We start from the raw sequence: 19,877 nt of genomic DNA on the forward strand, positions 1-19,877 counted from the left end.
GTAGAGGAAGAGTAGGAGTAGGAGTAGGAGTAGAAGTAGGAGTAGGAGTAGGAGTAGGAGTAGAAGTAGGAGTAGGAGTAGGAGTAGAAGTAGGAGTAGGAGTAGGAGTAGGAGTAGGAGTAGGAGTAGGAGGACGATTTTCTAGCAAGGCGTTACGCCCTTTTTCAAAATAATGTTCCCATACTTGGCGGTTTCTCCCGTCATGACGACCGCGAAGGCGCTGCGCGCCCGGTCGTAAAAGGCAAAGCGCTCGACTCGTTCGGGTGCGGTGATATCTGGCCAGGAAGTGTGTATCGCTTTCATATACCCTGTCTCGACAGTGGGATCGAGTTCATCTCCTGGGACGGCCGCCATCATGGCGAGGGGGTTGTCGACGTATTGATCCAGGATAAACAGCGGAACGATTCCTTCCAAGAGCGGTGCGATTTTGAGACCATCAGCCCGAATGACATTCTGGTTAAACGTTTCTCCCGGGAAATGAGCGTCTGCCAGGACGATCTCGTCGCCATGCCCCATACGGTAAAGAGCGTTTAACAATTCAGGGCTTAATACGGGAGAGATTCCAATGAGCATGATGACAGGTTATGTATTTTATATATTGCAAGTAGGCGTTCGCTTGGTGTGGCGAAGGCTTTAAAGAAGATCGCATTCAATAGTCCTGTTTTAATCCGGGCAATCCTATCTATGGATAAATGGGGTCATTTTCGAGCTTGGTCCTGAAAGGATACTCATGAACAAAAACAGATAATTGATTTGTCTACTTCTATTGGCTGTCTGTATCCATTTTGGTTTATTGAATTCAACAATCAATCTACTCTGATTATGTCCCGATCTCTACATTGTTTTCTGTTCGCCTTGTTTTTCGCTGTTTCTGGGATGGCGACTGCTGCCAATGAGCGACCCAATGTTGTGTTTATTATGACCGATGACCAGGGTTATGGAGACATAAGTGCACACGGAAACCCGATCTTAAAGACACCGGCGATCGATGCCCTCTATGCAGAGAGCCTGCGGCTAACCAACTATCATGTGACTCCCACTTGTGCTCCGACTCGCGGTGCGTTGATGAGTGGGCATTATACGAACCGGGCAGGACCTTGGCATACGATCATGGGGCGTTCCATGTTGTTTGAAGGAGAGGCCACCTTGGGAGAAGTGTTTGGGGACTCGGGTTACGCAACAGGAATGTTTGGGAAATGGCACTTGGGAGACAACTATCCCTATCGTCCGGAAGACCGTGGCTTTCAGGAAGTAGTCAGACACGGTGGCGGTGGAGTAGGGCAAACACCGGATTTCTGGGATAACTCTTATTTTGATGATACCTACTGGCACAATGGGACACCGCAGAAATATAAAGGCTATTGTTCGGATGTATTTTTTGATTCTGCCAAAACCTTTATCGCGGATAGCGCAGCCAAGGGAAAACCATTCTTTGCCTACATTTGCACGAACGCACCCCATGGTCCCTTCCACGTAGAAGACAAATATTGGAAACCCTACCAGGGGAAAGGCATCAGTGACCAAGAGGCCATATTTTTCGGTATGATTGCCAACGCCGATGAGAATGTCGGCAAGTTGCGAGCTTTTCTGTCTGAGAAAGGTTTGGCTGAAAATACCATCTTTATTTTCACCACGGACAATGGTACCGCTACTGGTGAAAAGGTCTTCAACGCGGGCATGCGTGCAAAAAAAGGCAGTCAGTATGAAGGCGGCCACCGGGTTCCCTTCTTTATGCATTGGCCCAAAGGAGGTCTGGCCGAAGGGCGCGATATCCCAGAACTCAGCGCGCATATCGACATGTTACCTACCTTTGTCGATTTGTGTGGTTTGGAGGCACCATTGGACTACGCTTTGGATGGAAGATCTTTGGCGCCACTCATTTTTCAACAACCCACGCCCTGGCCCGACCGGACTATTATCACCGACTCGCAGCGAGTTCAGGATCCCATCAAGTGGAAATCCAGCAGCGTGATGACTCGGCGCTGGCGACTCATTGATGGTAAAGAGTTATACGATATGAACATCGACCCTGGACAGAAAACCGATGTTGCCGTTAACCATCCTAACGTGGTGGCTCGTCTTCGTGGAGACTACGATGTCTGGTGGGAGAGCCTGCAACCGGCATTTGAAAAATTCGCCACTATCACTTTAGGGCACCCTTCTGACAATCCTGCTCAATTGACGGCTCATGATTGGTTGACTGGTAACTTGGGAGTTCCCTGGCACCAGAGCGCCATTCGAGAAGCAAAGCTCGGATATGGCTATACCGGTATCTGGGCGGTAAAGATTGCCGAAGCCGGTGATTACAAACTCACTTTGCGACGCTGGCCTCGTGAGACAGGTTTGGACATGGATGCTCCGTTGGCACCGGGCAAACCAGTCGATGGCCTGAAGGCTTTTCGCGAAACTCCAGGCAAAAGCCTCAAACTCAAAACCGCTACCGTTAAAGTCGGAGATCAAACCTCAGAGAAGCAAGTCACCGGCGGGGAAGGAACTACTTTCAATATGACTTTACCCGAGGGTAAGACATTCATCGAGGCCTACTTTCATACCGAGGATGATGAGCAGTTGGGTGCTTACTATGTGATCGTGGAAAAACTGTGACGGTGGGAATCAAGACCCTGTGGCAGAGACCACAGGGTATGAAAGACTAAAACAACGAATCAAATGCTAGCTTTTATCTTATTTTTCTCATTTCTTCCAAATGACGAAGCGCACACATTTGATGTTCGGATCGGGAGCAAGCTCCACTCCTACAGACTACCATCGCAACTCAACTGTAGGAAGGTAGCTTGCTGCCGATTTCGGGATGCTCAAACTTTCCCATCAATCACCAACCCCGTGGCAGAGACCACGGGGAATCACAAGTTGAAGACTGAAAAGGAGTGAAGAAAAGTTGATGTAATCTAGAGCAGTTAAACGATAAATAGTCACAATCTTTTGATTTAGGTAGGGCTCGATCGCCGACTGTGTCGGGTCGTAGCGATGCGAAGCCTGAGCGAGCCGTCTTGGAATCGGCGGTTTTGGCAAAACCGCCCTACCTTTTTAAGTGCGACATGTGTGAGTTAATTTGCCTTCCATCTACAAAAAATGCCCAGTGTTTTCACTGGGCATTTTTGAATCTTAAAATCTCTTTGATTTTGCGCCGATCTGGCTATTTTGGATCGGTATTTTCTATCTTTTGATCTTTTAGAACTTCGATCTCACCCATTTTAACGCGGGATTCATCTGTCACTCTTTGTTTGGTCAAGCCCTCAATGTTCTTTCCAAAATAGTCAGATGCGATGTAGTTCAATTCTTGTATGGCCTCTCCAAAAGATTGGCCCAACGTTCTTATGCTATAGCGGGTACTCCATAAGAGTTCCGCCTCCGCATTTTTGAACTTTGTGTAATCATACGCCATCAAAACGATGAAGTATCTTTCTTCGGCGAGCATAGATTTGAGGTCGTGTTCCTCACCCTGTGTAATTTTATCACTATAAGCACGCTCCATACCGAGAAGTTGGGCTTTGTAAAATTCCCCTTGTCTATTCGATGTAGCACCCGTAGCGGATGATCCCAGATTAAAGCTTGCTGAGTTAATGGCGTCGATGGTGGCGAAGTCAATCGCAGCTCCACCAGCACCAGCGCTAAATACTTCATCTGTGAGTCCAAAATCTTCCTCCGTATTGTAGCCCATAAATTCTTCGTAGGATATTTCCACATCGGTAACTCCATAATGAACGACAATTAGCAAATCTCCTTTGCTTTTATCCTTATGCATGTAGAAGCCTTCTTTTTGGAGATTTATGGCGAGATCATTTAAAATACTCTCAAATGGAATACCCTTCATCGAAGGATCGCTGGTTAAACCCACATGGACATTCCCCTTCATAAACTGATAGGTCTGAATCTTCTTGGTAGGATCCAGGGCCCTGGCCTTGACAAAGTCTTCTGAGGCTTGCGCTTTCAGTACGACTCTGTTGGCAGCTTGAAGGTCAGTTGTTAATATCAAGCATGCCAGTAAGGTGGCCGCGAGGGTTGGATATAAGGGAGATTTCATTAGGATTCAATTGGGGTTATTAGAATTATTAACGTAAAGCTATCAGGGTGGGTTACAAAACATCCGTTCTTTTTGGATCTCAGGTATCGCGCATGAGCAAACTATTATTCTTCATTTTAAATTAGGATATTTTTAATCACTCAAGAAATTTATGATCGAAAACAAAAAGACCCGGCGTTTCCACCGGGCCTTGGGGATTTAAAACTATTTGGTTCCGATTAGAAGCGGAAGGTATTCGTCAGAAGGAACTGAGAAGGTGGATCGAAGCGAATACGAGCTACATCGCCATTAGGTTGGCGGCGAATGGTGCTGATGTCGTCATTCCTCAGGTTTTGAAGATTCCGGATATTCAGTTGAATGGTCCAATTGATCTTATCGGTGATCTTTTTCCTATAGGCGAATGTGAGGTCGTAGTTGTAGACATCCTCATTCAGCCAGGGATTGTCCACATCAGGTTGAACGATGCCGTCCTCTCTTGGGATGAGTGGAAAACCTACAGAGTTGTCACTTTGCCACCGGGCGGCACCCCCAACTGAGAATCCTTGCAGGAATCCTTCGTTAAAGCGGTAGTTCGTTACAAAGTTAACCCGGTATCGGCGTTGTTCCTTTGTAGGTGTTCCCTCTTGTGCTTTCTGCTCCAGGTATTCCAGGACGTCCGCATTCACTTGTTCTTTTAAAGTATTTCCGGTGTTCAGTCCCATGGGATTGTTCCAGTCGAGGTCACCGAAATCTTCAATGATTGGAATCCAGAATTCATTAAAAAGTTTGGTCATCCGTGGCCCGATATTTGTCAGAACGGTTTCCGTATCGGCGAAGTTGAGGGACACCCGCCAGGCTCTGGTTGGATTCATGGTCAATTCCCACTCAAAGCCTTTGGCTTGTATATCCTGGGTATCAGACACTCCACCTGCGGGTTGTACTTCAACAGTTCCAGAGTTGTTCAAGCGGAAATTGTATGAAGCTTTCAGATCATCGGTTAAGTAGGGTGTTATAGCATCCCTGTCGGCGATGGTTCGCTCAAAGTTCGGGGCTAATCGGGCGATAACTTCCTCGTCTGTTTCTTGGCCAATGATCACGCCCGGATCGTCTTCATCCAACTCTATCTCTCTATTTTCCTCGATGAATGACGGATCGATAACGCCGTCAGCATTAGCGTCGGCACGCTGAATATCGGCGTTTGCAGAACCCCAGTGTGTGAACATTCGTTGGATGGATCCGTTAAACACTCCCCCTAAGTTCGCGGTTGCACCCTTGAGGTCTGCATCATACCAATTGAAGCGGGAAACCACTTTGTTATCGAAGAGGAAGAGGGTGACACCCCAGTCCTTACTCAAACCTGACGGAGATTCCAGTGGTTGGCGGAATTGATCGACCCGGGTGGCAGCGGGAACAAAGTTCTCGGTCTCATTATAGTGGAACGCGATATCCACGCCACTGGGTAATTTGATCAATTGATGCGGCCAGTTTAATACGCCGCCGTAGCCGAAGATTTCAGAATCGATCTCTCTAAAAGTGGCATGTCCGCTGGTTAGATTCCAGCCCTGTTCGCTCAGGTCGGGAATTTCTTCTATTCCCATAACTTGCGCTTCCGTGTTCAACCAGGTTTTAACCTTATCGTTGCGCCATCCCATGTTAACAACCAGAAGATTGTCAAAGAGGAAAGACTGTGAATTGAACGCAACTGATTCGACCTCGGTTTTTTGAATGCGGTGATTCTTGTGCGGAGTGAGATTGGGTATTAAGTTACCGAGTTTAAATCCTTCATTGCCGTTATCGTTAAGATCGTCGCCTGTATTTTCTCGAGTAGCATCAGGACCCATGTCCCAATAAATGTGATCGAATTCCATGCCGGCTACACCCCGCAGGTCGAACATTGCCGGTCCAAATTCGAGGTCCTGCATCGTGAAGCTTGGGTCGGTAAAGGCAGCCAATTGTGGAGGGCCTAAATAGACTATATTACGTATATTCCTTTGACCGTTATTTGCTATCCCCGCATCGGGATGGCCTAGATGAATGCCTGGATCCTGGTCGGCAAACGAGGAGAGTTGCCAAGGAACGAATCTCTCTTCCTCAGTATAATCATCGAGAAGAGAAGTTATCGTGTGGCTTCCCAGAATCTTGCCTAAGAAGCTCTCATCCAGTTGTTCTCTAAAGCTGTGCTTCAAGAAACCGGTGAATCGGGCTGTTTCACGATCGAAAGTGGATTCCCGGAAATTGCCATTGGTTTCAATCCAGACGCGGCCGAAGTTGGGGTTTTCAGGGTAACTGAGATCTCCGGATTCCGCGTAATTGAGGTCATTCGGTATCGGTAGTGAACGATTAATATCAAGGGTAATGCGAGCGGCCCCATTACTGAATGCATTGAAATCCGAACGATACAAGGTCTGAAAGTCGTAGCCAAATTCAAATCCGACATTGCCATTAAACAGTACCTGTTCGAGCGAGATGTTATAGTTGTCAAAGTCCCGGGTGTAAAAATCGTTATCCCAACCCAAATTGTATTTGGAGAAGTCAAAGATTTCGAGGTCAGTCAGGCCTCTGAAGGCATTCCCTTCACCGGCGGTTTGAGAGTAATTACCATGGCCGAGCATCCAGATATGGGCCGTTCTTCCGAAGAACGTTTTTGGCTTCCAAAAAGGATTCGGGCCCGTAATCTGATTAGCCTTCCCAGTCGTACGCCCATTCGTCTGATCCGCACCACGGATATTTCCATTAAACGTTCCAGATGGATACCGGCCGTTAGAACCATCCCAGATAAGTCCCCAACCAACACCGATAGCATTTTCTATTTCTGACCCGTGGCCAATGTCTCTGAGAGGAAGACCATCCGGATTTCGGTCTGGCCTGGAGTTTCTCTCATTATTGGGTCCTTCGACGTGGTTGAAGTTTCTAGCGTTAGCAACCGTATCAAACGACATTCTGGGATAGTTTTCGGCTTCAAAGAAACTAGATAAGTTTTCCACCGGACCAACCGTATCCGCCGCGTTACCGTCGATACTTCCGGTTTCAAAATAAGCGCGAATGACGGTGTTGGGGCTTCCGAATGGTTGCCAGGTGACCGTTCCGAAGTAGCGTTTGTCATCTTCGTAGGTGGGTCTCTGGCGGTTCTGGGTTCTGTCATCCAGGTATGCTACTCTTATTGCCAACTTGTCTTCGATCAGGACTTTATTGTAATTGCCCGACAAGCGAACTGAGGGGCGTTTGCCGCCGCTGCCAATTCGAATTTCCACTTGCCCGGAATCATTAAAGTTGGCGCGGGTAATGCCGTTGTTGATCAAACCGGCGGGTGACCCCAAGCCGAAAAGGAAGGAATTGGCACCCCGATTGATATCGATACGCTCCGTAGTGTAAGTATCGAAAGGGATGTCGGTTTTGTAAAAGTTTCTTGTCCGGTCGGGAGCTGCCAGACCACGAACACGGGAAGTACCGTCCGGGTTGCCGCGGGCTCCACCGGTATTGACCTGACCGTCCAGGCCTTCACTAACTCCGGTAAAATTACCCAGGTTTCCTGCGACTTCCGTGCTGGTGGTGTATTGCAGGAGTTCGTCAATACCGGTGGCGCCGATATCTTCCATGAATTCAGCGGTTACCACCTGAATGGAGGATCCCACATTGCGGAGATCCGTTCTGAGACGGCCTCCGGCCATGGTTTGAGAGGCGAGGTAACCGATATCCGAATCGTCCTCAACCACAAAGGGCGAAATCTCAAAGATGTCATCTTCATTGTCATCTTCTTGAGCGAAAATGCTCAGTGGAGTCAGCAGTAATCCAAGGACAAAAAATAGTCCTTTGTGTGACATGGCTCCTAGCCAGTCGTCCAGGTGGTTGTTAGTTTGTTTCATATAGTGGTGTGGTTTATTTGTGTGATGTAGAGGTTGATTATGGGTAATCCTGTATTTGTACTTTGCCTGGAGGAGCCACGCGGACAGATTGCGGTACAAAAACAGAGTTGAAGATTTATGAGGCCCTTTGTGGGAAGGGCGTGCTTTTTACAAAGTGGAAGAAAAATGGAATGTTGAAGCCCAGTGTGTGGGCGTAACTATTAAGTGAAAGAAAATTGATTTATTGAAGCCCATTGTGGGAAGGGTGTGTCTAGTGGTTTATTAACAGTGTGGAAGAAAAGTGAATTGATGTAGCCCAATGTGGGTTGGGAGCGACTAATTGGTATTAACTACCAAATCGAACTAGTTGTAAAGCATTTCTAAAAACTATGGGGCGTTGCGCCTTCAAAGCAACCCTGTTTTTGGCAGAAAAGCTCCGAAGTTCCAGTGGTTTCATTATTAGTTTTAAGAATGATTGCGTATTTACCGTGGAAAACGGCCATATTTGCCTGGTTTTCGGAGTATTTCGTAATGGTAGCGAAAGTTTAGCTTTTTTAGAGAAAAAACTTAACCACGAATGGACCAATTGACACAAATAACAGGTAATGATTTTGCTACCGACAGAGAAACAAACTACTAAGAAAAATGATTTAACTACGAAAAGCGCGGAATTACGCAAAAACTGAAAGTATTTCTTTTTCACAGAATCATGGGTACAGAATCATTTATTCAGTCAAAGAATCAGACCCGAAATCCGAAACTGCATTCCCCCCCGGGAACGCCAAGCCCCAGCTTGGCATCTTTGAAGTTGATTGGTAATAAACGAACCAACCTTCCATGATATCGGACCGCTCGGCGAGCGGTCCGCTTCAGATGAGTTTGAAAAAAAGAAAAAATGCCTGTTCGCGTGGCGGTCCCGTTCCGCCAATGGTGGATCAAGTGACTGAAAGGAACGTTGTTAAGTAAATAGTTAAGGAACTTCCGTGGCAACACACTGGATCCTGATGTGCACCGAAATAGGCGATAAGAATGTTGTGCAGTGGGCGTTGACCAAACTTTTTCATTGTCAGCGAAGCAGTTCTGGTTTTCGTAATTGTGCTGTGGCTCCTGTTCGAACTTTATTTGGTCCTTTATGAATCGTCGGGCTTATTTTGTGGGTTGGCATGGGTTGGTTGGATTGTTGATCCTTTATACGGCGTTCCAATACCTGTTCGTGAATTCCGGTGCTGGGGACGACTATCCTCAAAAACCGATTCAGGTGGTAGTCCCGTTCAATCCAGGAGGCGCTTCCGATACCTTCGCCCGGATTTTCCAGAAGGCAGTAAATGACTACGATCTGATGCCTCAACCGCTGGTTATTGTGAACAAAGCCGGGGGCAGTTCTACTATCGGAATTAATTATGTGCGGGATGCGCGCGATGATGGCTATACGGTTCTTTGTCTTCACGAAGCCATCATGACGGCTAAACTTACCGGTCAATCGCGTTATGGCCCGGAATCATTCGAGGCTGTGGCAGCTACCGGTGAATTCTCGCTCATGATCCTGGTCCCGAATGAATCGCCTTACTACACTTTGAGCGAATTTATGGCCGATGCAAAAAAACGGCCGAACGAGATTATTCTAGGCTCTAATCTGAACACGCCCACGTATTTTGCTTATTTGAATCTTGAGGCCACGGTTCCAGGGACAAAATTCCGTTTCGTATCGGCGGGAGGTGGCGCAAATCGTTTGGCTTCTCTTATTGGCGGGCACATGGATGCTGCATTTTTTTCGGTGAGTGAGTATATTAGTTTCAAGGATAATGGGTTGAGGCCATTGGCCTTGTTTGACGATAGGCGTGACCCGAGTATCCCGGAAGTACCGACAGCCAACGAATTGGGGTTTCCTGTCACTTCCACTAATCTGCACTACTGGTGGTTCCCCAAAGGTACCGATCCTGAAATTGTCCGCTATTTTAGCAAGGTGCTGGATAAGGCGATGCAAACCGACTATGTGAGAACACGCATGGATGAGTTCAAGATTTTACCTCGAGTCATTGTGGGCGAGGAGCTTCAAGAGAAAATCGATCAGCGTATGGAATATTTTTCAAAATTCGATCCGCCCCGTATGCTCGAGTTGCCAAACGTGGTTGCTTGGACGATAGGTGCATTACTTGTTTTTGGAGCGGGAATAATAAGGAGTTGCCTTACAACTCCTGTAGTAAAATCCGAATCAATCGAATCGATTCCGAAACGCTTTGACCTGGCGTGGAAGACGATTGCCCTGGTTGTCGTTTACGTTGCAGTAATGGCATTGGATTTTATATCATTCGTTTGGGCAACGATTCTGTTTGTGTTGATCTGTGCGACGATGCTGAACGGGCTCCAAAAAACCAAAGTGGTGTATTTGTTGGAAATTACTTTTCTGATGTCCTTCGGACTTCACTATGTGTTTACCGAAATCTTTACGGTGTCTCTGCCTTGATATGTAATGAGAAATAGACCTCTGGAGAAAATTCATGATTTCGTTGACCAAACATTCTCAATTTCGATGTGCATTACTTTGTGCAGGAGCAAACTTGTTCGCGACCTTTTCCTTTGTTTCGGGTCTGCTCTGCAACTAAGTTCAAAATGTAATCATGGTCGTGAGACCATCAAAGGGTACTGGAATTGTTGTTCGGTTTACTGTCGTCTCCCGCTTAAATGGTTTCACCATCATTGCTACATTCGGTTTCGGTTAACTAAATTCAGGACCCTTGATGGCATTCGTATTTCTCCGAAACTGACTCCATGTTTCTTTAGCGCTTTGTCGACTCCAGTCGCGAACAAGTTTGCTCCTGCATTTGCACCGTCTTTTTACGAACAATTTTCGACTGATTCCAGATGGACGGATTAGCCGAAGCCACCAATTTCCTTTTCAGCCTCCAGGGAATACTGCTTGTGGTGGTCGGAACCATTCTGGGGATTATTGTTGGAGCTATTCCGGGGTTGACCGGGGCGATGTTGATCTCGCTGACCTTGCCTCTGACTTTCAGCATGAATCCGGTCGCAGCATTTGTGCTTTTAATAAGCATGTATGTGGGAGCCGTGAGCGGAGGCTTGATAACCGCCACTCTGCTTCGAATGCCAGGAACGCCGGCTTCCATTATGACAACGCTGGACGGGTACCCTATGGCCAAATCCGGTAAGCCGGGTCGGGCCCTGGGATTGGGTATTACCGCATCGTTTGTTGGAGGATTCGTTTCCTGGCTCTTTCTTATTACCTTGTCCGCGCCTATCGCTCTTTATTCGACTCGGTTGGGCGCCTTTGATTTTTTTGCGCTCATCCTCATGGCTTTGGTTCTCATCGCTTCAGTCGGGGGAAAATCTCTGAGTCGATCCTTCTTTTCAGCCTTTTGTGGCATTCTTGCCACTTTGCCTGGAATTGATACTGCAACCGGCAATCTACGACTCACCTTCGGATTTGAAGAACTCAATGGAGGCCTTAAGTTACTCCCTGTTTTGATAGGGCTGTTTGCTATAAGCCAGGTAATTTCAGACATCAGACAGATCGAGGAAAAGATAGAAGTGATTCCGATACACAAACGCGGCGATATGTTTTTCAAATTGAAAGATTGGAAAGATCAAGCGATCAATCTTTTGCGATCTTCAGTCATAGGCACCTGGGTAGGAATTCTTCCCGGAGTCGGAGCGAATATAGGTTCGGTAGCTGCTTACAGCGCAGCCAAGTCCATGGCCAAAGCTGAAGAGAAAGATATGTTTGGGAAAGGTGCGGAGTCGGCAATTGTTGCTTCTGAGTCGGCCAACAATGCAACCATCGGTGGGGCTCTTATTCCGCTGATATCCTTGGGTATCCCGGGTAGTGTAATTGATGCTATTTTATTGGGTGCTTTATTGGTTCACGGTTTGCAACCGGGGCCATTGCTCTTTCAGCAAAATCCAACTATGGTCTATACGATTATGGGCACCATGATTGTGGCGAATTTCTTTATGTTTTTCTTCATGATTTTCGCCGTAAAATACCTCGCCCGCCTTTCAATGATTCCGCGTGGTTTTTTGATGCCGGTCATCCTGGTATTTTGTATTGTTGGGTCATTTGCGCTTTCCACCCGCATGTTTGATGTGTGGACCATGATCGTTTTCGGGTTACTTGGATTTGCCTTTGAGCACTTTAAGATTCCTTTGGCGCCTTTTGTGATCGGCTTCGTACTCGCTCCTGTCGCGGAAGAAAATTTGTTAACCGGTTTAATGGCCTCCAACGGAAGTTTTCTTCCGTTAGTTACCCGTCCCATAGCTTTACTCTTTGTGAGTATTTCTATCGTTCTTATTATTGTTCCGATTTTTCGACGATATCAGTCTGGATCAGCAAGCTGACATTGCTGGTCGAAGGTTCGGTTGTGTAGATTTTTCAGGGCTAACCTGTTAAAAGGTTTCTTTAAGTAGTTAGCATAAGTTGGGACATCTTGTTTCTTTTAAGTTGTCGAATTTGGTCGCCCTTGTTCTTTTGTGTAAGTGGCAGTAAGAAAGAATTCTTTGTATGACAAAATCACCAATTTTGCTTGTCCGCTTATTTTGCCCTGGTACCCTTGGTACTGGTTTCGTAATGATGAGACACTTGTTCGAAAATTGGGAAGCAGATTTGTGTGGTTCAATACGAAGAGTGGTGGCGCCAAGAATATTGTGATCTTTAAATCACTTGTCTGGCCGTTTGTTGCACTGCTCGGCCATATCATGGATTGGGCCTGTAATGCAGGAGAGGTGAAACGGGTTTTTAAGGTAGGTATAATCTCTCAGCTCGGTAAGCGATTGTGGTTTCTTTGTTGGCGAGGCTATGGACCAGTGCCCTTTTGCTGCTTCTACTTCTACGAGTATGGAAAGCACAGCAATTACGATCGATTTTTGTCGGGTCGGGATGTCTCAAGATTAAACGTTGCGGTCGTTCGTGGGGTGGATTCCGAGGCAGTTGATAACAAATTGAGGTTTTACCTTCGATGTATGGAACTGGGGTATGCGATGGTCCCTGTATATGCCGTTTTTAAGAATGGAGGAATAGGTGATGAGGTGACCTTCTCAAAGCTTCCCCAAGAAGATCTCTACTTTAAATTAAGCCAAGGAATGGCAGGCTATAATATTGAACGTTGGAAATGGTCGGAAGCCACTCAGCTATGGAGCCATCTTGAACAGAGTCTCAACGAGCAATCGCTGCTGGATCATTTCAAAGCCCTTTCGGAAACAGGGACTTATATTCTTCAACCCTCGGCAAAGCATCATTCTTTCTTTGAAGGTATGTCGGAAGAAGGCGTTTGTACGCTACGAGTACTCAGCCTGTGCTCGATTGATAAAGAAATTGAGGTGGTTCATAACTACATAGCTATTCCTGTTGGCGATAGTCCCATCAACCACGGTCCGAGAGGGGGGCTTAAGGTAAAGATGAACCTTAAAACCCATTGTTTGGAAAACCTGGTTTGGTCAACTCCAACCTTGGGAGTATCGACTACGCACCCGGTGACGGGGGAGCAAATTTTTGGAAAGCGACTGGATTGCTGGCCCGAGGTGGAAGCTTTTGTGAAAGCTGCTCACCTTGAATTTCCGGACTGCTTTTCTATTGCATGGGACATCATTTATACGCCCGACGGAATCCAAATATTGGAAGGGAACACGCAGTGGGGACTAATCAATGGATGTTTTATCGGGGAGTCGAATTACCCCCAATGGATCATTGAGAAACTAAAGACTAATGCTGAAAAACTTCCGTTGTTCCAATACATGGTTCGGGGTCTATGACCCATTGCCCTGGCAAGTCTTTGAGAAGAATATTTCAATCAGACGAACTTCATAAAAACATGTTTTGTTCGCATTAGTAATCAATTTTCGCATTCTCCTTATCATCCATAAATAACTACCTTTCATTGAACCACTCCTTTTCTTTTCCGCTTCTTAAACTTATGAAATCACTACTTATTGTGCTGACTGTTTGGACCTTTTCGTGCCTGGCTTCCGCTAAAGATCATCCTAACATTCTTTACATCTACACTGACGATCAGTCTACGAGAACGGTTAGCGCCTATCCCGATGCTTATCACTGGACCCATACTCCCAATATTGATCGCCTGGCAGGGGAAGGTGTTCTTTTTAAAAATGCTTATATCGGATCGTGGTGTATGCCATCTCGAGCAACTTTTCTTACTGGTTTACATCAACATGCCATTGAATCCATGCGAATGGAAGGAGAGTACCCGGGATGTGAGTACGATCCTGAGCTTTGTCAGTTCTGGCCCAAATCGTTTCGGGAACAAGGCTACTATACCGCTCAAATCGGCAAATGGCATACGGGAACGGACACCGGTTATGGGCGGGACTGGGACTACCAGGTCGTTTGGAACAGACCCCGTTATCCTGCGAATTCTCCCAACTACTATTACGACCAACTGATTGAAATCAATGGTCAGCCTCCGGTAAAGGTTCAAGGCTACTCAACAGATAACTATACCGATTGGGCGGTTGAATTTATTGAAGGAAAAACACGGGACGAAACGAAGCCCTGGTACCTGTGGTTGTGCTATGGTGCCGTGCATGGTCCGTTCACTCCGGCGGATCGTCATTTGGACGATTACCCCAATGCCGATACGCCTGACATTAAGGATATTTACCCACCCAGACTCGGGAAACCAGCTTACGCCAACCAGTGGGAATTGTGGGAACCGGGACCCAATGGAGAGCCGATTGAAAAAAAACGGGTTGGACCTACTCCGGTTGGCATGGTGGATACCCCTGGTCGGCCGCTGAAAGATTGGATTCGGCAATATCAGCAGGGAGTTCTTGCTATCGACGAAGGAGTGGCCCGGCTATTGCAGGCATTGAAGGATTCGGGGCAGGATGAAAACACCATTGTGGTGTTTACATCGGACCAGGGATTCGCCTGGGGGCAGCATGGCTACAAAGGCAAGATGGCTCCTTACCGGGCGGCGATCGCTGCACCTTTGATTGTTCGGCTTCCTCCAAAACTGGCCGATTCCAATCGCAGTCGAGGTACGGTTGTGGATACGCAAGTAGGTGGTGTAGATTTGCCGGTTACTTTGTTCTCTTTGGCCGGTTTGAAGATGCCTTGGAAAATGCATGGTCATGATCTGACTCCTCTTTTGCTAGACCCAGAAGCTCAGTGGAAACATCCCGCTGTGATGGTCCATACCGCTCGTCAGTTTGGATCGAATACACACCGTGTTCCGGGAAATGATTCACCAGAGTTATTGTTTCATCCACCCGATGTAGGAGTTCCCTGGTATGTCATGCTGAGTCAGGGCCGTTACAAATACGTCCGAACCCTGGTTGAAGGTGAAACGGAGGAGCTGTATGATGTGATTAGTGATCCGGATGAATTGAAAAACCTGGCCTTCGATAAGAATTATAAAAAGGTGCTTTTAGATTATCGTAAAGCGATGATTAAAGAACTCCGGCGGACCGATGTTAAGTTTGTTAATGACATGCCCACAGTCGCTGAACATTAAACTAAAAATGAGTTTTTTGCCCAAAATGAAACGGCACTGCGAGGACGCAGTTTCCCTGCCAACAAAGCTTAAAGGGGTAGGGCAATCGCGTCCTCGCGGTGCCGCCTTTTCCTACGTCCGGCGAGACTTCTGAACTATGGCACGACCCAACATACTTTTCTACTGCACTGACCAACAACGTTTCGACACCATCGGTGCGCTGGGAAATCCCTATGTGCAAACTCCACGCCTTGACCAGCTCGTTCAAGAGGGGACCGCCTTTACCCACGCCTATTGTCAGAGCCCTATTTGCACGCCAAGTCGTTCGAGTTTCATGACCGGTTTGTACCCGTCACGCGTTCACAACACGCGCAACGGTAACGACACCTGGCCCGCGGATGCGCCTCCTTTGATTTCCAAGCTGTTGGCTGACTCTGGTTATGTGTGTGGCAATGTCGGAAAGTTTCACCTCACGAGTTCGGGTCTTCGCACCGAGCCTCGTCTCGACGACGGCTATAGCTATTGGAAATTCAGCCATGCTCCACGGGATGATTGGAAAGAGGGACACGATTACGCGGACTGGGTCAGGGAGAAAGGGGGAGACCTCGATGCGTTGCGTGCCAGCCCGGATAACGTTCCCCCCGAGTTTCATCAAACAACCTGGGCGACCGACCGTTCGATTGAATTCATTTCCCGGAATGAGGACCAGCCGTGGTTTCTAACGGTCAATATTTACGATCCTCATCCGCCCTTTGTTCCGCCGAAAGAGTATGCCGACCGGTTTGATCCGAAAGACATGCCGGGCGCACACCATAAGGAATCAGACCGGGTCATGCACGAAAAACTGAAAGGGGCGGACTTTCAAAAAGCCTCTAAAGTATATCGAAGCCCGGCTGAGTTCGATGGCAAGAAAGAGCAAGCGCTTTATTACGCCATGATAGCCCAGATCGATGACCAGTTTGCCCGTCTCTTACAAGCCTTGGACGATTCGGATCAGCGGAACAATACCTTAATTGTTTTCAGCAGCGACCATGGTGAAGCGTTGGGAGATCACGGGCTCATATTAAAAGGCTGCCGGTTTTATGAAGGTCTTGTCCGTGTGCCTCTTATTTTTAGTTGGCCGGGTGTCGTTCAGCAAAACGTCCAGGTCGGTGGACTTGTGGAACTGCTGGATATGTCAGCGACGATTCTTGATTTTGCAGGCCTCGAGATTCCCGAGTATTTTCAAGGCAACTCCCTGCGTTCACATCTCGAAGGAAAGGCCAGTGGAGAGCAGATCCGCGATTCGGTTCGTTGTGAATATTTTGATGCGGTGGATGCCCATTTCACGGACGGCAATGGAACCTTCGCAACCATGTACCGGCGAGGACAGTACAAGTTATGCGTTTACCACGGTTTGAAACTGGGTGAACTCTATGATCTGGCATCCGATCCTTGGGAGCACAACAACCTTTGGGACAGTCCTGAGCATCAGTCCCTAAAGCATGAGCTTATTTACGAAAGCTTCGATAATCATGTGCTTTCAACCACAGACGTGGGATCCAGGCGAATAGCTCCGATGTAGTTGGGGATTTAATTAAAAGAGTGGGGAGCCACGAAATTAGCGCAACTGATTTACGGTTTCCACAGACGAGCAGGTAGGGCAGGTGCGTCCCCGCATCGCCGCCGAAGGTCCCGGAAATACACGGCACTGCGAGGACGCAGTCGCCCTACCAATCTCGGGTTCAGGGAAATCGATGAACAAGGTTGCCAACCGTAAAAGATTTGGACACATCTGGGAGCCTACTCAATAGTTTCCCTATGCGCTGCCCGGTTTCCTTCCTGTTTGTTATTCTCTTCGGCTCGGTTTGTCACTCCGCCGAAGAAAATGTTTCACTTCCGAACATCCTGTTCTTTTTCGCCGATGATCAGCGGCACGATACTTTGGGTATCGCCGGACATCCTATCGTGAAAACACCCACGATCGACCGCTTGGCAAACCAAGGGGTGCGCTTTACAAACATGTATGTAAGTCACTCCATCTGCTGGGTGAGCAGGACCTCTATTCTATGCGGTCTCACGGCTCGTTCTTTTGGTAAAGCGGATCAACCCGATGCTGCCCGAGCTGACGCCGTATCCACCTTGTTTACGGATAGGTTGATGGATGCGGGTTATCGGACGGGTCATTACGGAAAGTGGCACGCCAAAATGCCCAAAGGTTATAAACCGGAAGATCATTTCGACGAGTTTGAGAGCATCTTTAGAAATCCCTACTTTAAGGATCAGCCAGACGGATCCAAACGGCACACCACCGAACTCATCGCTGATGGCGGGGTTAAATTTTTAAAATCACAACCCAAGGATAAACCCTTCCTTCTAAATCTTTGGTTCAATGTGGCCCATGCTGAGGACCGCGATAAGCGTCCGGGCATTGGTCATTTCCCATGGCCGAAAGCGGTTGATGGAATGTATGACGACTTGGTCATGCCGGAGCCGCGATTGAATGATCCAGCCATTTACGAAAATCATCCCGATTTTTTGAAAGCGTCTATCAATCGTGAACGATTCCATTGGCGGTGGGATACCCCCGAGAAATACCAGATCAACATGCGAGCCTACCTGCGCATGATAAGTGGATTGGACAATGCCATTGCGCGCGTTTTAAAAGTTCTCGAAGACGAAGGCTTGGCTGATAACACTATCATAGTCTATTCAGCAGACAACGGTTACTACCTGGGTGATCGAGGGTTTGCCGGTAAATGGTCGCACTACGATCAGTCATTACGCGTTCCCTTGATTGTATATGATCCAAGGCAAAAGAAAGGCGGAGGTCGGGTTGTAGATCAATTTGCCATGAATCTTGATCTGCCGGTCACGTTTCTATCCTGGGCAGGCGTTCCTGTTCCTGAACGTTATCAAGGCCTGGACCTTTCCGGAATGGTCGCTGGTGAAACTCCTGCCATTTGGCGTTCAGAGATGTTTCATGAGCATGTGACCCTGCGGCCCCTGCTTTCGTGGGAAGGGTTGAGAGATCGCAACTATAAATATGCCCGTTATTTCGATCAGGACGGGCCTTACGAATTTCTGCACGACCTGCGAAAGGATCCGGATGAACTGGAAAATGTTGCCCATGATCCTGAATACGCTTCTGTTCTCTTCAGCATGCGACTAAGAACAGATATCAAAAAAGATGCTTACGGAGGTTCGTTGCGACCCTTCGTCGCGAACCCCAACAAATAGTTTTTCACTTCTTCTATAGTAACCCCATGAAAACAATTCTCATTTTATTCTCTTTTCTCTCACTACTGTTTCTCGGCTGTTCCAAATCCGGGGAGATCCGTTGGACGGTTAAACAACTGGCTTTGGACGCTAACGAAGGAATCGCGGTAGCCGATTTTAATGGAGATGGATTACCCGATATCTCGGCAGGAAGAAATTGGTATCCGGCTCCCGATTACATCAGTCATCCTCTTCGTGGATTCGACGATTGGAATGGTTATGTACAATCCAATGGAGACTTCGCCTACGATGTAAATAAAGACGGGCATATGGATGTTGTTGCGGGGTCATTTCAGCCAACCGAAGTCCACTGGTATGAAAATCCGGGACCTGCTCGCCTTTCGCTTGGGCACCAGTTTATTAAACACTTTTTAGCTGATACCGGGTTAAGCCAAAACGAAGGGTCCATGATGCACGATATCAATGGCGACGGCATCCCTGAGTGGATCACGAATAGCTACAATGTTAAGAACGCCATGGCGATATGGTCGTTTTCCTCAGAGGAGCGGGAAGTTCAAGTGGTCAAAGACAAAAAGATGGTTACCGAAAAACAATGGGTGCCTACGCTTAAGAAACATCTCATCGGCGATTCCGGCAACGGCCATGGTCTGGCTTTTGGTGATATCAATGGTGACGGACGTGAAGACATTATGGTGGGTATGGGGTGGTACGAACGCCCCGAAGGAGACCCGCTTGGCCAGAAATGGATCTGGCATCCCCACGGTGGTGAAAACTGGCATGCCTCGGTTCCTTGTCTTGTTCGCGACATGAACGAAGATGGAATCAATGATGTTATCTGGGGGAAAGGCCATGCTTATGGACTTTATTGGTGGGAAGGTCAGGGTGTGGATTCGAAGGGAGAACCCCAATGGAAGGAACACCTGATCGACGATTCTTTTTCCCAGCCCCATGCATTACATTGGGCCGATATTGATGGAGACGGTGAAGATGAGCTTATCACTGGGAAACGGGTTTTTGCCCACAATGGAAGGGACGAAGGAGGCACCGATCCATCCGTGGTTTATTACTATGATTGGAACAAATCCAGTAGCTCATTTGAACGCCATACTATCGATGACTCGGGTGTTGTTGGCATTGGTTTGCAGATCAGTACCCATGATCTCGATGGTGATGGAGATCTAGACCTGGCGTTGGCTGGAAAGTCCGGGACCTATTTGTTGTTCAACGAAGGCAGGTAAATCTGCTTCATGATTGCCGGGATTGGCTTGTTTATCTATTTTTGAAATGATCCGCAGGACCCACAAGATGCATTTGCCATACAGCAGCCACACT

At 47.6% G+C, this 19,877-nt stretch carries 11 protein-coding genes; 8 read left to right on the forward strand and 3 right to left on the reverse strand.

The annotated features are described in order from the left end of the window. Window positions 1–141: 141 nt before the first annotated feature. Window positions 142–573: an L-fucose mutarotase gene (fucU, locus tag O3C43_07060; GenBank protein MDA1066245.1), complete on the reverse strand. Its 432-nt coding sequence runs from the start codon at window positions 571–573 to the stop codon at window positions 142–144. 249 nt (window positions 574–822) lie between these two features. Here fucU and O3C43_07065 point away from each other — a divergent pair, with 249 nt between their 5' ends. Then, the gene (locus O3C43_07065; GenBank protein ID MDA1066246.1) at window positions 823–2,604 is read left to right on the forward strand and encodes an arylsulfatase; all 1,782 of its coding nucleotides are present in this window, start codon (window positions 823–825) and stop codon (window positions 2,602–2,604) included. A 550-nt stretch (window positions 2,605–3,154) separates the two neighbouring features. On the opposite strand, the gene O3C43_07070 is transcribed toward O3C43_07065, so the two are convergent. Further along, entirely contained in the window at window positions 3,155–4,042 is an 888-nt protein-coding gene (locus O3C43_07070) for a hypothetical protein (GenBank protein MDA1066247.1), read from the reverse strand. A 218-nt stretch (window positions 4,043–4,260) separates the two neighbouring features. Beyond that, the gene (locus O3C43_07075) at window positions 4,261–7,884 is read right to left on the reverse strand and encodes a TonB-dependent receptor plug domain-containing protein (GenBank protein ID MDA1066248.1); all 3,624 of its coding nucleotides are present in this window, start codon (window positions 7,882–7,884) and stop codon (window positions 4,261–4,263) included. Window positions 7,885–8,995: 1,111 nt separating this feature from the next. Here O3C43_07075 and O3C43_07080 point away from each other — a divergent pair. From O3C43_07080 to O3C43_07110, 7 genes are all read left to right on the forward strand, one after another. Then, a complete protein-coding gene (locus O3C43_07080) occupies window positions 8,996–10,327 on the forward strand; it encodes a tripartite tricarboxylate transporter substrate-binding protein (GenBank protein MDA1066249.1) in 1,332 nt (443 codons plus the stop codon). Window positions 10,328–10,725: 398 nt separating this feature from the next. Then, complete coding sequence (locus O3C43_07085; protein ID MDA1066250.1) at window positions 10,726–12,216, forward strand: tripartite tricarboxylate transporter permease; 1,491 nt, start codon at window positions 10,726–10,728, stop codon at window positions 12,214–12,216. 198 nt (window positions 12,217–12,414) lie between these two features. Beyond that, entirely contained in the window at window positions 12,415–13,626 is a 1,212-nt protein-coding gene (locus O3C43_07090) for a hypothetical protein (GenBank protein MDA1066251.1), read from the forward strand. A 161-nt stretch (window positions 13,627–13,787) separates the two neighbouring features. Then, window positions 13,788–15,347: a sulfatase-like hydrolase/transferase gene (locus tag O3C43_07095; protein ID MDA1066252.1), complete on the forward strand. Its 1,560-nt coding sequence runs from the start codon at window positions 13,788–13,790 to the stop codon at window positions 15,345–15,347. A 136-nt stretch (window positions 15,348–15,483) separates the two neighbouring features. Continuing rightward, the gene (locus O3C43_07100) at window positions 15,484–16,890 is read left to right on the forward strand and encodes a sulfatase-like hydrolase/transferase (protein MDA1066253.1); all 1,407 of its coding nucleotides are present in this window, start codon (window positions 15,484–15,486) and stop codon (window positions 16,888–16,890) included. A gap of 236 nt (window positions 16,891–17,126) precedes the next feature. After that, window positions 17,127–18,545, forward strand: a complete 1,419-nt coding sequence (locus O3C43_07105) for a sulfatase (GenBank protein MDA1066254.1) — start codon at window positions 17,127–17,129, stop codon at window positions 18,543–18,545. 26 nt (window positions 18,546–18,571) lie between these two features. Next, a complete protein-coding gene (locus O3C43_07110; GenBank protein ID MDA1066255.1) occupies window positions 18,572–19,783 on the forward strand; it encodes a VCBS repeat-containing protein in 1,212 nt (403 codons plus the stop codon). Window positions 19,784–19,877: the final 94 nt, after the last annotated feature.

This window comes from Verrucomicrobiota bacterium, assembly GCA_027622555.1.
Lineage (GTDB): Bacteria > Verrucomicrobiota > Verrucomicrobiia > Opitutales > UBA2995 > UBA2995.